Genomic DNA, 14,518 nt, shown 5'->3' with positions numbered 1-14,518 from the left:
TATCGGTTACCCCCTGGCTGTACGAGAAGTAAAATCAACATCTTGATAATAACTGTTTTTCACAAGAACATTTGGACCAAGGCATTGCACACTTGGGCAATGACAATTCAGTTCTTTTGCCAATTTTGTGTTCATCCAGCGTGTATAAGCTGATTGCAACGTATCGGTTTCAATATTTCCTAATGGCGGTGTATCGCCAAAGTCTGTCACAATAATATTCCCATCAAAAATATTCACATTCAACCGTGAACGGCCATCAGGGTCATTTCGTACTGTCACATTTTTCGCTTGACGCAATCGAGTCAAGAGGCGCTGGTCTTCTTCATCTGTGCTGCATGAATAAAATGGCAATGTGCCAAACAGCATCCATGTGTTCTCATCACGAACATCGAGCAACTGATGAATCGCATCCCGCATTTGCGGAAGTGACAATGATTCAAGGGCGCTGGCAAAATCACTTGGATACATCGGATGAACTTCGTGACGCTGGCATTTCATCTCGTCCACGATTTGACGATGGATGTGTTCAATATAAGGAAGCGTACGCTTATTCAGCATCGTTTCAGCAGATACGGTTACACCCGCTTTCACAAGTGCTTGACTATTCTCAATCATGCGGTTAAACAATTTCTCGCGCTGCTCAAAGGTTGGCTTTCGGTCCATCATTGCAAAACCAACCGTAGCAAACTCTTCGACTGTTCCCCAGTTATGTGAAATGTGTAGGACATCCAAGTATGGAATAATCTCTTCATATCGAGCCAAATCAAGTGTTAAATTCGAATTAATTTGGGTACGGACGCCGCGTTCATGGGCATACTTTAATAAAGGAACGACATATTCCCGTACAGATTTCAGAGACAGCATCGGCTCTCCGCCTGTGATGCTAAGGGAACGCAAGAGCGGTACTTCATCTAAACGGCGAAGCAGTAAATCGAGTGGCAGTGCATTCGGATCTTTTGGTTGCAAAGTATAACCAACCGCACAGTGCTCACATCTCATGTTACACAACGTCGTTGTCGTCAATTCAATATTTGTCAGCTTCATTTCTCCGTAATCCTGCACATCGAGATAGGCTTCCCAAGGGTCGAATGCAGGTGTAATCGGACGAAGTGCTGTTTTTTGGTTCATGGTATCTATCTCCTTTTCATTCGGGCAAACATAGACCCGCCAACAGTTAATTTTAAGCCCCATCACCGTTATACGCAAGAGGGGACACAATTGATTTACAAAGGAAAAAAAGATAAGCTATAAACAAATGCTAAAGGGAGTGTATCTATGGGCAAGGCAGCAGACAGCAAAGAACAGCAGGTTGATTATTTAAAGAACCGATTAGATATGTTTATGAATGTGATTGATTCATTAGATCCTGAATCCACAGACGTTGAGGATATAGACAGACTCATCCAGATGATCGACGACCTGGAAGCGAAATATGAACGGTTTAAAACCGATTGGAAGGAAGAATAGCTCGCGCTGATGCGGGCTTTTTTCTTTAAATTGGCAGGTCAAAAAGTGTATGAGTACCCGGTATATTCTGCACAATAGAAGAAAAACCGGGAAGTGACGTAAATGAAAAAATGCATACTGATCTGTCTATGTGCGCTTTTTGTATCGATGCCTTTTTCAAACTTAGAAGCCGTGTCTAATCAGCCGATTCATTGGGGATTTGCTAAAAGCAAAGAGCACAAGCCAGCAGATGCCGGCAAGGAACTGACGACACTCTTAAAGAAATATGATGCTTTCTATTTAGGAAATACGAAAAAGAAAGAGATTTATTTTACATTCGACAATGGCTATGAAAATGGGTACACACCCAAAATCTTGGACGTGCTGAAAAAACATCAAGTACCGGGCACCTTTTTTGTGACTGGGCACTTCGTAAAGGACCAGCCTAAGCTCGTCAAACGTATGGCAGAGGAAGGTCATATTATTGGCAACCATTCCTATCACCATCCAGATTTAACAACAAAGAGCACGAAAGAAATCAAAGAAGAGCTAGATCGTGTCAATGAAGCGGTATACAAAATCACAGGAAAACAAGATAATCTCTACCTTCGTCCACCGCGCGGGGTGTTCAGTGAAAGGGTACTAAAGGAAACGAAACAGCTTGGCTACCAAACCGTTTTCTGGTCAGTAGCGTTTGTAGATTGGCACATCCACCATCAAAAAGGAAAACAGTATGCGTACAATCAAATGATGAAACAGGCGCATCCGGGTGCCATTTACTTACTTCATACCGTCTCAAGGGACAATGCCGAGGCACTTGATGATGCCATCACTGCTTTAAAAAAACAAGGATATACCTTTAAAAGCTTAGACGATCTCATGCTTGAAAAAGTATGGCATCTTCCTCAGCTATAGAAAAAAGCTTGCAGATATCTGCAAGCTTCAGCGTGTAGCCAAACCCTCGCATTCGCCCGCAGTCCTGCGTGCTGGTGCTCACGAATGTCAAATTCGCTCCGCGCCAGTACTCGTCCTTCCTAGACTGCAAAGGTTTTCTATCACGCTGAAAAGAAGACAAAGGGCTAAAATAAAGTTCATTTTAGCCCTTTGTCAACAATCTGAGGCTTGCAGACACTGCAAGCTTTTTGACTTATCCTTCTCTTATTTTACGCTGGAACAAAAGGGGACGATGACGAGTAAAGGAGTCAATCAAGCCCTCACCGAAAATCGTGATGCTTTGCTCCCAAGGATGTCCTAGTAAACCCCAAGTCATCTCTTTTGATAAAAAGAAATAGTCATCTCCATTTGGGAGCACAGGAACTCTCCATTCTCCAAATTCATCTTTTTCAAATGAGCCGTATGGTGTGATCCAATAGCAGTCGTGCTGCCAATCAAGTACCTGCATATATTCGTCCGTTCCGGTGATATTCTCCTGAAAAGACAGCAGTGCCTTCTTTTCAAGGTCTTCATCCGCACTTAGGAGAGAAGGGTCCTCGAAATAAGCAGAGATATCATATGTGATGTAAGGAGATGGTGCTTGAAAACCAGGAAAGCGAGAGATGCTTGGGTTAAATTTAAACTTTTGATCAAATGTTTTCCATGCGTACTTTAGTTCTTTGTCTGTCAGTGGAATCCAGTTTTCCATAGTATCTCCCTTTCAAGCACTTCTCTCAAAAAACTATTTGAAAATCCTAAACCATCCTTTATGTTTAAACCACAAAAGCATCCCTGAGACAAGCAAACCCATGAAAATCAGTACGCCAAAATAGCCATATTTCCAGTGTAATTCAGGCATGTTATCAAAGTTCATCCCATACACCCCAACAATAAAGGTCAGTGGAATAAAAATCGTCGAGACAATGGTCAGTGTCATCATGATGGCATTCATTCGATTGGAATTTAGTGTTTGATAGCTGTCTCGTAAATCGGCCGTCATATCACGGTTTGACTCAACGATTTCCGTTAGTTTCAATAAATGATCATAAATATCATTAAAATATGCTTGCCGGTTTGCATCGCTTTTCATCATATTCGTGTTCACAATTCGATATAAGAGGTCCCTCATCGGGATAATGGTTCTGCGCAGTTTGAGCAAATCGGATCGAATACCGAATACTTCGTTCATTAATGTACCATACGTTTTATGCCCTTCTTCATCCTCGATTTCATTGAGCCTGTCCTCAATTTGATAAATAATAGGAAAATAATCATCGACGAGCTGGTCAATCAGCATATAAGCCATATGCTCTGGACCGCTCTCTCGTGCTTTATCAGACCCTTTGAGCTTTCGGATGACTCGATCAATGTAGGGTGCTTCCTTCAAATGAAAAGTAACGATATAGTTTTCTCCAACAAACAGGTCGACTTCTTCAGATCGAAGTGTTTTTTGATTGAGGGCATGAAGGACGAAAAATAAATACCCTTCATAAAAATCAAGCTTCGGCCGCTGTAAATAATGGAAGCAATCTTCAATCGCAAGCGGATGGAACTGAAAAAATTCCTTTAACAGTGCTGCTTCCTTTTCCGTTGGCGCATAAAAATCAATCCAATACCAGGCAATATCGGGGCTTGAAAGCTGCTGCAATGTTGCATGTTCAATCAAGTCGCCGTTTTTTGTCACTGCAAGTTTTTTCAGCATGTGCACCCCTCCAGACTTGCATTATATCATGAAGCAGCAGCGGTGAATTTATACGTTTTCGCCATAAAAAAGCCGATCTCATCGCCTGAGATCGGTTCAATGTGCGTGTATGATTTAGACATTAATAAGTTCAGAAATTGAGAGTACCACCGTTTCTAGTCAACCAGCCTTTATAGGCCCAGTTAATATAGCCCCCGTCACCATAATTAACGAACGTACCACCTTGGAATACCCAGATACCAAAATTGACACCATTAAGATTTGCAGTGGCAAAAGTTTTTACACCAGTTAGACGGTTATCATACTTATTTGCTAGATTAAATACTAACACATTATATTTTTCTCCAGCAGCATAGAAAGCAGATTCCATTAAACCTTTTACAAAACCTTCACGATTATTATAATTATTTGCCGCATTAAATAGAGCATCTGCGATTCCTAGTACATCAAAGTTAATGTTTACGTTTCCTGCTTTTGTAGTAGCTTTTTCTTCAGCAGCTTTGTTTAAAACAGTTTGCTGTAGTGTAGTAGAGACGGGTGCTGATGATGTTTTTTCAGCAGCGTCAGCGAATACTGGTAGTGTCGAAGAAACAGCAGTGGCAAGGGCAACAGAAAGAATTGTTTTTTTCATTGGTCGGATCTCCTTTGTTTTTAAAATTTGGGTCTTCTTTTAGTAAAACGTGAAACTAGGTGAAGCCGGTTATCAATGAGGTAAATATGTTCCTGCAAGATGAAACAAATGATTGCCTAATCCGCTAATTCCTTTGTTCACCTCCTTGATATGTCATAATTATACAAATATTTTTGAAATAGAAGATATCACCCATAGGTTCTATTTCTAATTTAAGGAAAATGATCCTAAAATGTTGAAGATTGCTGTCGAATTTTAGCTGAATTCGACTAAAAATTTTCATCTATCCAAAAGGAGAATGACCATAAATAAGGAAGATATAACTGATAAATTCTTGTACTCTTTATATTTAAAAGTATTCAATATAGAGAATCATTCATGCAAAGTGAAACAATCACATCTGCGTGTGTTGACAGAAAGGAAGAGGAAAAACATGTGGGAAAAACACCTATTGGTTGAACCGCCCTATCACTTCGATCAAGTGCTGAGACGTTTGTCGAGCGATCCATTAAAGGCGGTCGATCTGGATAAAAGAGAAATCAAAGTACCGATGAGGCTGAATCATAAACCGTACGTTGCAGTCGTTCAAGCGACAGGAACAAAAGAAGCACCTTCGTTCCGGGTACAGGCAAACGGGCCGGAGGAAGCGATCCTTTCTGAGGTGAAGCGGATATTTGGCATGGAGCATCAATTACATGCCGTGCATGACCATTTTGCTCAAACAAATCTTGCGTCCATTTTTGACCGTCATATCGGAACGCCGCTTATGCTGGATTTCCATCTATATCATTGCTTGATGAAATGCATCATTCATCAGCAGCTCAATCTTGCATTTGCTTATGAGCTGACGAAACGGTTTGTTCATACGTATGGTGAGCAAATCGACGGCGTCTGGTTTGATCCTTTACCGGAAACCATTGCATCACTTGAAACCGATGATTTGAGAAAACTGCAATTCAGTCAGCGAAAAGCGGAATATGTGATTGATGTCTCAAAGCGAATAGTGAGCGGCTCTCTGAATTTAGAAGAATTACACGACTTAACGGATATTGAAATTGAAGAACGTCTGCTTCCGATTAGAGGAATTGGACCTTGGACGGTTCAAAATGTCCTCATGAATGGACTTGGAAGACCAAATCTCTTTCCAATGGCAGATATCGGGATTCAAAATGCGATCAAACGTCACTTTGACCTGCCAGAAAAGCCAACAAAAGAAGAGATGGCAGTTTTAAGCAAGGAGTGGGCACCTTATTTAAGCTACGCCTCCCTTTATTTATGGAGAAGTATAGAGACAGATAAATAATTGAAAGGCATTTTCTCTCTTCGTCCAAGTCGTGATATACTATTCAGATGGAATAAAATGAGGACAACCGATAAAGGTTTAAATAGAACGGAGAGAATAAACGTGAAAGAAAAACAGCAAGGAGCCCTTCTGCAAAAGGGGCAGCAGTTCCCGCTTACCATTAAACGCCTTGGCATTAATGGGGAAGGGGTCGGTTATTTTAAAAAGCAAGTGGTCTTTGTCCCAGGTGCACTTCCAGGTGAGGAAGTAGTAGTTGAAGCAACGAATGTTCAAGCGAAATATGCAGAAGGTACGGTGAGGAAAGTTCGCAAGCGCTCAGAACATCGAGTGAAACCGCCGTGCCCAGTATACGAAGAGTGCGGAGGCTGTCAGCTTCAGCATTTGGCATACGAGCAGCAGTTAAAGGAAAAACGCGATATTGTCATTCAATCAATGGAGCGTCATACAAAGCTGTCGGTTGAAAAGATCGACATTAGACCAACAATCGGTATGGAAGATCCGTGGCACTACCGGAATAAAAGTCAGTTCCAAGTCGGAAGATCACATAGCGGCGACATCATCGCAGGGCTTTATGGACTGAATTCTCATAAACTTGTCCCAATCAAGGAATGTATCGTCCAGCATCCAAAAACGAACAAAACAACAGGTGTCGTCCGCAAAATTTTAGAGAAATTCGGCGTATCTGTCTACAACGAGCGGACAAGAAAAGGCGACGTGCGCTCGATTGTTGTGCGTGTCGGCTTTGAAACAGGTGAAGTACAAGTCGTCCTTGTCACATCAAAGCCTGAGTTTCCAAAGAAAAAAGAAATCGCCGAAGCCATTCAAAAACGTCTGCCAGAAGTGACGTCTATTATGCACAATATCAATGGCGAAAAAACGTCAGTCATCTTTGGGCATAAAACATCGCTCCTAGCTGGCAACATGGTCATCCAAGAATTTTTAGGAGACGTCTCATTTGAATTGAGTGCACGGGCTTTCTTCCAATTGAATCCGAAGCAGACATTAAAGCTTTACGACGAAGCGAAAAAAGCGGCCAAACTGACTGGCAAAGAAAAGGTAGTCGATGCGTATTGCGGCGTTGGAACCATTGGAATGTGGCTCTCAGATGGAGCAAAAGAAGTAAGAGGTATGGATGTCATCAAAGAATCAATTGATGACGCGAAGAAAAATGCCAAAAAACACGGCATGAAAAATGCAACTTATGTGACAGGCACAGCCGAACACTGGCTGCCAAAATGGGTCAAAGAAGGCTTCCGTCCCGATGTTATCGTCGTCGACCCGCCAAGAACAGGCTGCGAACGCACTTTCCTAGACACGGTTAAACAAGTCAAACCAAAACGCTTTGTCTACGTCTCTTGCAACCCATCTACACTAGCAAAAGACCTCGAATACATGTCAAAAGACTATAAGATCGAATACATGCAGCCAGTGGATATGTTTCCGCATACGGCGCATGTGGAGTGTGTGGTGTCTTTAGTCCTTAAATAATAGTGGGCAAAGAACTGCGAAAGGCCATTATGATCATTTAACCTTCTAATATGAAGTAATCACCAAATTTTTTTCTAAGTGAGCATAAATATCACCAGTCATGTTTTATCAATGAAAGTTTTATATGAATATATGCATGGTCTTATCGCAGATGGTATCTATGGTCCAAAACCAAAGAAAAAGGCGCAGCTCGAAGCCTTCTTGAAGTAAACAAATAGTCCCCTTGAAATTTCGAGGGGACGTTTTTGTTTATTCGATGATTTATCCTCTTTTTAATACTCGCATACTTTATCTTCGCACTCAGGTTTTTCTTTAGCATCAACAATAAATGAACCTACTTCATCGTTTGCCTTATCATATATTCCCCAAATTTTTTTGTCCTTGTTTCCATTTAAATAACCATTAATTGAAATGCCCCCCATTGGGTTTACCTCATAATCATTAGTAAAATCAATTCGTTTGATATCATTATAGTTTGTTTTAATAAAGTCAGTCATTCTTTTCTTAGCCAAGGAATACAATTCTTCTTTTTTAGCTTCTTGGGCAGCTGTTTTTTTGTCGTGTTGTTCCTTCATAAATATCCCTCCAAGTGTTATAATAACCAAAGTCATAAGGATAATTATGTATTTTTTCATAAAACCATCCTTTCTATCTTAGATTTTACATGAGAGAAGGGGCATTGTACATGAATACAAAGACTGACATACCTAATTTATCAGATAAGGACTATTATTTTCTAAGCCAAAATACATATAATGAAAAGATAATGCAAGAAGCCTATGAAAATAAAATTCCAATCCAAGTTAGATCAAAAAAGGCTTTTTACGTAGACAAAATCAAAAAAGACCCAGACACAGGCCTAGATGTTTACGTATTTGTCCAAGCCAAGAAAAAAGAAGGTAAATGGGTTAAACCAAAAGAGCCTGAGAATGTTGTCGTAGGTTTTCAAGGAACAAATCAAGAACAAATCAAAGCTGACGTGATAAGTGCAGATGGCGGCAACGTGGTAATGGGTCAAGACCCGAAAAGGAAAGTCAAATACATCATGAAAAAAGAGGCACCTGAAAACTCTAAAGCGATTACCAAGTATAACGGTAGTATGGAACAAGCCATGTTGTTGAAAAGTGGGGATTACAAAATTGTCACTAAGACATCTCAATTTGATCAAGGTGATAAGCTCGTCGCCAATGAAGTGAAAAAGTATGCTGGCACTAATACAGTGATTTCAACAACGGGTCACTCACTTGGAGGGGCAGATGCGGAATACGCTGGTGTAAACAATCATGTTTACAGTGTAGCCTTTAACAACCCTTCCATTGTTAAGCTGCATGATGAAGAAACTCAGAAGAAAATTAGAAACGGCGAATTTGATTTGTATCATAAAGCCATCATTAATCCCGATGATATGGTGGGGGCAGGTTGGTTGTTGGAATATGACAGGCACAACGGAACGACAATTTATACGAAAGATCCCAGTCAATCACGAAGAGAGCGTATAGATCGGTTTGTGTCACCGCTTGGTGTTCCTGGGGTTTTAGGAAATTTGATTACTTCCTTCTATGGCCAAGCATTCGCAAAAGATCCGGATACTCATAGTTTAAATGAGTCGAACTTTACTTTTGATAAGAATGGTCATATCAAAAGTGTGGATGGAAGCAAAGGTGTTTATAACCAGAATATCGAATCGTTCTCATCTTATTCAGGTATGAATGGACAAACCATCAAAGTGGATGCCAAATATGCAAAAGAATTAGCTCGTCGATTACAGGCAGCTATCGAAGACTTAAAAACAAAAAAACAAGCAATTGAACAATTCCCTCATGATCACAGCAAAATGGTGTATGACGTGAAATCTATTTGCGGAAAGAGGTTAGGAGAATTCAAGGATTTAGATCCAAGTGACGTTGAAAAAGCTATATTGTTTCACGCCCCTTTTGTGAAAGATGGAGCAGCATTTTATGACTCAGAAGAACAGTATCAAACTGAGGCTTCTCTACATTATTTGATTAGAGATTTAGAGGATATTAGTGAGTTTATTGTGAAAATGGCGGAGAATTTAAAAGATAAGGATAATGAATTAGCAAGATGGTTACGGTTGTAAGGAGGATTTCAATTGCCATATGGAGTTAATATGGATGCAGATGAGTTTTACAGACGATTACAACAGAATGAGGAATTAAAAAAAATTGTAGGTTCAAGTTTAAAAACGCATTGTCAGAATCTAAAAGAAGACACAAAACATGCGTCAGACTTTTCTTCAGCACAACAGGTTGTAGCTGAAGTGTATGTTGCTTTACTCTCTTCATTTGAAGGAAAAGCTAAGGATGCATTGATACAAAGACTCAATGAAAATGCGAAGATGCTGACAAATGCAACAGAGAACAGAAGTGCCTTTCTAAGAAGTATAAAGACAAAATAGTGAACATAACCTCTTCGCAACGATGTGACAGAGGTGTTTTTTTATTTGGGAATCGTCTTATAAATTCCTTGACGCTTTATTCACAACTGGTATCAGCTTATTATTTAATATGACACATAAACGTTGACAAGCAAGATGATTAATACCGTGCATGTGGGGACAGTTGTATCGATGGTACCAGTGTAAAGAGTGAAATGAATAAAAATGGTTTGTGACTTGAATACTGGCTTCTCGTTTGTACGATCATCACGGACTTTTTTATTAACTTATTGAGAGAGAGCGATCAAAGAATTTTTAATTCATGGAAAGGTGGAGGATGAGATTGAGTCAATTTAACATCTTAACAAACTATATCCCTATGCTTCAAGGCGATGATATTGGTGAATGGGTCATAGATAAAGAAAATGATGGAACAGCGGAACATCCGATTCAGATGCCCTATGTGAATTATTCCGAAACGGTCCGTCGTTTTATCGAGGATGTCTATACCTTTGCAGAACAACATCAAGAAATGAGGCTTACCCGCTACAGTGAGATCCTCAAAGAAAATGGTATTGAGGGTGGAACGAACGATATGGAGAATGTGGACACCTCAAATGTAAATGCGCAGTGTGTACTGGCTCTCATCATGGGGGTTCTGAGAGCTGAACGATTTTGCGAGGGTGTCATACTCGATTTCTTTACAAACGGAACTATTGTCAAGTGGCTTGAAAGATTGGAACGTTTGGAGTAAGAGAGACTAGTTTTCGGGGTGATCAAATGAAAAACAAAACAGATGTAGCCCACATGTTTCCTCCTATGAAAATAGAAGAAATTGATCATATTTTATTATATGATTTTGATGCAATAAAAATGGAAAAAGAAGATGAACGTATAAAATTCATTTTACAAGATCCCTATTGTCCTGATAAACATCATATTCACAGTGTGTATGTCATCTATAAAAGGTCTATACTCAATTTACTTGAAGGTAGGAATCGTTCTATTCATAGTCATGAATTCATGACTGCTAAGAAAAAGGATCGAACGATTTCTATAGAAGATATAGAATATGTATTAGAGATCGCTACAGTTGTGGTTCTTGCAAGTGAAAATAATGGAATATTGACGAATTATTTTTATAGTGGAGTCGGACAAAGGTTAGATTGTATTTTTAATCTATGCTTAGGTTATTCAACAGATTTACAAAAGAAAGAACATAAAGTAAGTTTGCAACGATTTATGGATGATATAAAGATTGTTGAAGAGATGGGATTGTTAGAAAAAATAGTAGGATAATGAGCAAAACCTAGATTTCTCTAAAATCTAGGTTTTTTCGTGCTTTTGATAAATTTAATCAACTTCATGTTGACCTTCCCCTTAACTGAAAGGTTTATACTGTGATCAGATCAACAAAACGGAGGAGATGCAGGATGTTCAAGATCGGCGATTTTTCTATGTTAAGTAAAGTGCCTGTCAAAACCTTAAGGTATTATGACCAAATTGATTTATTAAAGCCTCAGCAGATCGATCAAGATTCAGGATACCGTTATTACTCAGCTGAGCAGTTACTTGAGGTCAATCGAATTTTTCTTTATAAGGAATTAGGCTTTACGTTAAAGCAAATGGGGCAGCTTCTTCGTGAAGATATCTCAGTAGAGCAAATTCAGGGCATGTTTCTCTTGAAAGAGAGTGAGATTCAGCAATTGATCGAGAGAGAACAACAGAAATTAGCCCGTATTAAGGAGCGGATGCACCTCATCAAACGAGAGGGGTGTGTTGAAAAAGAACAGGAGGTCATCATTAAATCTGTTGAAAGTAAACGCATCATGTCTTTTCAATCCAACGGAACTGTTGAAGAAATCCCTTCATTCTTTCAAATGTTTCATCATTTATTACATAAACATCAACAAGAATCGATCTCGGGACCACAAGTAGTGTTATGGAGAGAATCACTGGATAAAGAAAGTGAGTTCGAATTTGAGGTGGGGTATTCCGTCAAATCGTTAAGGTGCTCGCTTCCTCAGGGAATGACAATTCGCACGTTACCTGCAGAAGACACCATGGCAACACTCTTATTTCATTCACATTCTCCATCCGCACAAACTGCTTGTGTTGACCTGGCGACATGGATTGAACATAACGGATACCGCGTGAAAGATGATCAGCCGGGCCGAGAAATCTATTACCCATTGTCAGAAAATGAAGAAGGCAGACTCATTGAAATTCAAATTCCTATTAAGAATGAAATCAAATCGTAAACATGGCCCAAAGGAGAAACGTCACGATGCAAAATAAAACCGTTGTCTATTTACTTGCTTTAGCAGCTTTTTTAATCGGAACGATCGAATACATCATTACTGGCATTATTCAAATGGTCGCACATGATTTACATGTCACAACGTCTACTGCTGGCTTATTGGTCACATCTTTAGCACTTTCGGCCGCAATCGGTGCACCGATTGTCATCGCACTAACCATCAATATGGACCGCAGAAAAATATTAACATGGACGCTGATCATTTTTATTTTAAGTAACTTCATCACAAGTATCAGCCATTCGTTTGAAATGGTCATGATCACAAGAATTTTACAAGGAATCAGTGGGGGAACGGCGATTGTAGTGGCGATGGCGGTTGCAACTCGTCTTGTAGAACGGGAAAAAAGAGGAACAGCGATCGGCATCATTTTAATGGGATTAAGCAGCTCCTTGGTTTTAGGCGTTCCAATCGGGACATTTCTAAGCAGTATGATCGGATGGAAAGCATTATTCGCAGCCATTGGAGTGATCACGCTTATTCCGCTGATTGTGGTGTATAGGCGGATCCCTTCTATGAAAGAACAAGAGCCGGTGACGCTTCGTATGCAATTATCGATTTTAAAAGACAAGCGTATATTACTTGCAGTGGCAGTCACGTTATTCTATGTAGGGGGATATTCCACGTTATTTACCTATTTAACGCCCTTCCTGCAAGCATCAGCAAACCTTAGCATCACAGAAATCAGTGGCATTTTATTACTAGCGGGAATATGCAGCTTTTTGGGGTCAAGCCTTGGAGGGATGGCAGCAGATAAAAAAGGACCAATCTTCACGATTTTTTCTGGCATCACTTTGCAAATCATGATGCTCATGCTACTAGCATTTGTCACAGGGAATCTCATGGTCATGGTGGCTGTTATCATGATATGGATGATCGCTACATGGAGTACATCACCAGCGCAGCAGCTATATCTTGTAACCCTTGTTCCGAAATCTCCTGATATCGCATTAAGTGTCAATACATCATTTATTCAATTCGGATTTGCTTTAGGCTCGGGGTTAGGGGGGATTGTATTGAGCAGGACATCTATATTGCACCTGAGCTGGATCAGTGCTGGAACGGTTCTTCTCGCTTTACTCATGACCATCTTGATGGTGGCGTTTGACAGAATCTCTCAGAAGAAGAGTTTGAAGGTGATCGAACAAGGAAGGTAACTTAAATTCAATTTTGTATGGAAGGGACTACTTATTTCGGGTAGTTCCTTTTTAATTTGAAGAATGCACCAGTAAAGTTGTTTATTTGATACAATAGGGGGCAATATCCAAAGATTGAAGGCATTCATATATTTCTTTTAAAAACGATGAATATCAAACAAAAGAACCACTAGACGAGGAGAGAAAATAAATGCAAATAAGCGAGGAGATCATCAATCGAAAAGGTGCTCGAAAGGGAACTGATATCCCTCATGACATCTTGTTCCTTTTGAATCAGGGAAAAATAGAGAGTGTGAATTTAACTGAATGGCTGGCTGTCAATCATATGACGCTATTACGTCATGTTTTGCCATCCGTTGGTTTAGACCATCATTTAGACGGTTTAACATCTAAGATCACTCAACAAAAGGCTGAGTCTGGAATGAAAGCAATTCGTCTCATCGGTCAATTGTTAGATGAATGGCTACAGAAAGAGAATGGGGAAAAACAAGCGGAAGTGCTACAGGCATTTACTCACCATGTATCTGATAGCGTCCGCTGTTGGGCTGCTTATATGAACAAACACCGTTTATCAACTTTGGAAGAGAAATTGGCGTACATTCAACCATTTGCAGCTGATCATCATTTTGGAGTTCGAGAAATTGCGTGGATGTCAGTGAGAGAAAGCCTAACGGATCAGCTCGATCAAAGTATAGAACATTTAACAGCATGGGCTAAAAGTAAAGATGAAAATATTCGCCGATTCTCAGTAGAAGCTATTCGCCCAAGGGGTGTGTGGACAAAGCATATTGAGTCATTAAAACAAGAGCCAATGAGGGCACAGCCTATTCTAGATTTGCTCAAATCTGATCCATCAACATATGTTCAAGATTCTGTTGGAAACTGGCTCAATGACGCTAGTAAAACACAACCAAATTGGGTCATAAACCTGTGTGAACAGTGGTTAAAAGATTCTGATACAAAAGCAACTAGGAGGATTGTCAAGAAAGCCAAAAGAACGATTGTGAAGGGGAACTTGTGAAGAAGTACATAAACTGAATTTCCCTTTTTGGAGGGTATTTCTATCAATAGATCATTAGTAAGAAAGCCTCAAAGTTACTCAGTAAACTGACTGCCCCATTTCGTGGGGTTCTTCATTTTTT

At 39.9% G+C, this 14,518-nt stretch carries 16 protein-coding genes; 11 read left to right on the top strand and 5 right to left on the bottom strand.

The window, feature by feature from the left end:
- Window positions 1–6: 6 nt before the first annotated feature.
- Complete coding sequence (gene yfkAB / locus EBQ12_RS15435) at window positions 7–1,128, bottom strand: radical SAM/CxCxxxxC motif protein YfkAB (RefSeq protein ID WP_017358799.1); 1,122 nt, start codon at window positions 1,126–1,128, stop codon at window positions 7–9.
- Between the two features lie 147 nt (window positions 1,129–1,275).
- Here yfkAB and EBQ12_RS15430 point away from each other — a divergent pair, with 147 nt between their 5' ends.
- Together EBQ12_RS15430 and pdaA are read left to right on the top strand one after the other, a co-directional pair.
- A complete protein-coding gene (locus EBQ12_RS15430) occupies window positions 1,276–1,467 on the top strand; it encodes an SE1561 family protein (RefSeq protein ID WP_003218031.1) in 192 nt (63 codons plus the stop codon).
- A 102-nt stretch (window positions 1,468–1,569) separates the two neighbouring features.
- Window positions 1,570–2,361: a delta-lactam-biosynthetic de-N-acetylase gene (gene pdaA / locus EBQ12_RS15425; RefSeq protein WP_039168013.1), complete on the top strand. Its 792-nt coding sequence runs from the start codon at window positions 1,570–1,572 to the stop codon at window positions 2,359–2,361.
- A 232-nt stretch (window positions 2,362–2,593) separates the two neighbouring features.
- On the opposite strand, the gene EBQ12_RS15420 is transcribed toward pdaA, so the two are convergent.
- The 3 genes from EBQ12_RS15420 to EBQ12_RS15410 all read right to left on the bottom strand — a co-directional run bounded on the left by EBQ12_RS15420 (window position 2,594) and on the right by EBQ12_RS15410 (window position 4,712).
- Window positions 2,594–3,088: a DUF2716 domain-containing protein gene (locus EBQ12_RS15420; protein WP_125590572.1), complete on the bottom strand. Its 495-nt coding sequence runs from the start codon at window positions 3,086–3,088 to the stop codon at window positions 2,594–2,596.
- Window positions 3,089–3,121: 33 nt separating this feature from the next.
- Complete coding sequence (gene corA, locus EBQ12_RS15415; protein WP_007496624.1) at window positions 3,122–4,081, bottom strand: magnesium/cobalt transporter CorA; 960 nt, start codon at window positions 4,079–4,081, stop codon at window positions 3,122–3,124.
- Between the two features lie 130 nt (window positions 4,082–4,211).
- Window positions 4,212–4,712, bottom strand: a complete 501-nt coding sequence (locus EBQ12_RS15410) for a stress protein (RefSeq protein WP_125590570.1) — start codon at window positions 4,710–4,712, stop codon at window positions 4,212–4,214.
- 433 nt (window positions 4,713–5,145) lie between these two features.
- Here EBQ12_RS15410 and EBQ12_RS15405 point away from each other — a divergent pair, with 433 nt between their 5' ends.
- Complete coding sequence (locus EBQ12_RS15405) at window positions 5,146–6,015, top strand: DNA-3-methyladenine glycosylase family protein (RefSeq protein ID WP_125590568.1); 870 nt, start codon at window positions 5,146–5,148, stop codon at window positions 6,013–6,015.
- A 102-nt stretch (window positions 6,016–6,117) separates the two neighbouring features.
- Window positions 6,118–7,503: a 23S rRNA (uracil(1939)-C(5))-methyltransferase RlmD gene (gene rlmD / locus EBQ12_RS15400; protein WP_373368004.1), complete on the top strand. Its 1,386-nt coding sequence runs from the start codon at window positions 6,118–6,120 to the stop codon at window positions 7,501–7,503.
- 272 nt (window positions 7,504–7,775) lie between these two features.
- Here rlmD and EBQ12_RS15395 read toward each other — a convergent pair whose 3' ends face one another.
- Window positions 7,776–8,138: a DUF1433 domain-containing protein gene (locus tag EBQ12_RS15395; RefSeq protein WP_024720253.1), complete on the bottom strand. Its 363-nt coding sequence runs from the start codon at window positions 8,136–8,138 to the stop codon at window positions 7,776–7,778.
- A 50-nt stretch (window positions 8,139–8,188) separates the two neighbouring features.
- Between EBQ12_RS15395 and EBQ12_RS15390 the strand changes: the two genes are divergently transcribed.
- From EBQ12_RS15390 to EBQ12_RS15360, 7 genes are all read left to right on the top strand, one after another.
- Window positions 8,189–9,604, top strand: a complete 1,416-nt coding sequence (locus tag EBQ12_RS15390) for a lipase (RefSeq protein WP_125590566.1) — start codon at window positions 8,189–8,191, stop codon at window positions 9,602–9,604.
- A gap of 12 nt (window positions 9,605–9,616) precedes the next feature.
- Window positions 9,617–9,922, top strand: coding sequence for a hypothetical protein (locus tag EBQ12_RS15385; protein WP_041506592.1), 306 nt, complete (start codon window positions 9,617–9,619; stop codon window positions 9,920–9,922).
- 322 nt (window positions 9,923–10,244) lie between these two features.
- A complete protein-coding gene (locus tag EBQ12_RS15380; RefSeq protein ID WP_125590564.1) occupies window positions 10,245–10,655 on the top strand; it encodes a DUF6508 domain-containing protein in 411 nt (136 codons plus the stop codon).
- Between the two features lie 26 nt (window positions 10,656–10,681).
- Window positions 10,682–11,200, top strand: a complete 519-nt coding sequence (locus EBQ12_RS15375) for a hypothetical protein (RefSeq protein ID WP_125590562.1) — start codon at window positions 10,682–10,684, stop codon at window positions 11,198–11,200.
- 134 nt (window positions 11,201–11,334) lie between these two features.
- Complete coding sequence (locus tag EBQ12_RS15370) at window positions 11,335–12,162, top strand: MerR family transcriptional regulator (protein WP_025206945.1); 828 nt, start codon at window positions 11,335–11,337, stop codon at window positions 12,160–12,162.
- A gap of 26 nt (window positions 12,163–12,188) precedes the next feature.
- Complete coding sequence (locus EBQ12_RS15365; RefSeq protein WP_125590560.1) at window positions 12,189–13,376, top strand: MFS transporter; 1,188 nt, start codon at window positions 12,189–12,191, stop codon at window positions 13,374–13,376.
- A 190-nt stretch (window positions 13,377–13,566) separates the two neighbouring features.
- Window positions 13,567–14,397, top strand: a complete 831-nt coding sequence (locus EBQ12_RS15360) for a DNA alkylation repair protein (RefSeq protein WP_125590558.1) — start codon at window positions 13,567–13,569, stop codon at window positions 14,395–14,397.
- The last annotated feature ends 121 nt before the right edge of the window (window positions 14,398–14,518 follow it).

The sequence above is a fragment of the Bacillus sp. 2B09 genome (genome assembly GCF_003946835.1).
Lineage (GTDB): Bacteria > Bacillota > Bacilli > Bacillales > Bacillaceae > Bacillus > Bacillus altitudinis.
The sequence above is the reverse complement of the archived record's forward strand: the minus strand, read 5'-3'. Positions and strand labels throughout refer to the sequence as shown.

What these genes read in the sequence shown, in the direction of transcription:
- pdaA (WP_039168013.1), top strand. Translation starts at nt 1,570, where the DNA reads ATGAAAAAATGCATACTGATCTGTCTATGTGCGCTTTTTGTATCGATG.
- EBQ12_RS15395 (WP_024720253.1), bottom strand. Translation starts at nt 8,138, where the DNA reads ATGAAAAAATACATAATTATCCTTATGACTTTGGTTATTATAACACTT.
- EBQ12_RS15390 (WP_125590566.1), top strand. Translation starts at nt 8,189, where the DNA reads ATGAATACAAAGACTGACATACCTAATTTATCAGATAAGGACTATTAT.
- corA (WP_007496624.1), bottom strand. Translation starts at nt 4,081, where the DNA reads ATGCTGAAAAAACTTGCAGTGACAAAAAACGGCGACTTGATTGAACAT.
- EBQ12_RS15365 (WP_125590560.1), top strand. Translation starts at nt 12,189, where the DNA reads ATGCAAAATAAAACCGTTGTCTATTTACTTGCTTTAGCAGCTTTTTTA.
- EBQ12_RS15375 (WP_125590562.1), top strand. Translation starts at nt 10,682, where the DNA reads ATGAAAAACAAAACAGATGTAGCCCACATGTTTCCTCCTATGAAAATA.
- EBQ12_RS15410 (WP_125590570.1), bottom strand. Translation starts at nt 4,712, where the DNA reads ATGAAAAAAACAATTCTTTCTGTTGCCCTTGCCACTGCTGTTTCTTCG.
- EBQ12_RS15420 (WP_125590572.1), bottom strand. Translation starts at nt 3,088, where the DNA reads ATGGAAAACTGGATTCCACTGACAGACAAAGAACTAAAGTACGCATGG.
- EBQ12_RS15370 (WP_025206945.1), top strand. Translation starts at nt 11,335, where the DNA reads ATGTTCAAGATCGGCGATTTTTCTATGTTAAGTAAAGTGCCTGTCAAA.
- EBQ12_RS15360 (WP_125590558.1), top strand. Translation starts at nt 13,567, where the DNA reads ATGCAAATAAGCGAGGAGATCATCAATCGAAAAGGTGCTCGAAAGGGA.
- EBQ12_RS15405 (WP_125590568.1), top strand. Translation starts at nt 5,146, where the DNA reads ATGTGGGAAAAACACCTATTGGTTGAACCGCCCTATCACTTCGATCAA.
- yfkAB (WP_017358799.1), bottom strand. Translation starts at nt 1,128, where the DNA reads ATGAACCAAAAAACAGCACTTCGTCCGATTACACCTGCATTCGACCCT.
- EBQ12_RS15430 (WP_003218031.1), top strand. Translation starts at nt 1,276, where the DNA reads ATGGGCAAGGCAGCAGACAGCAAAGAACAGCAGGTTGATTATTTAAAG.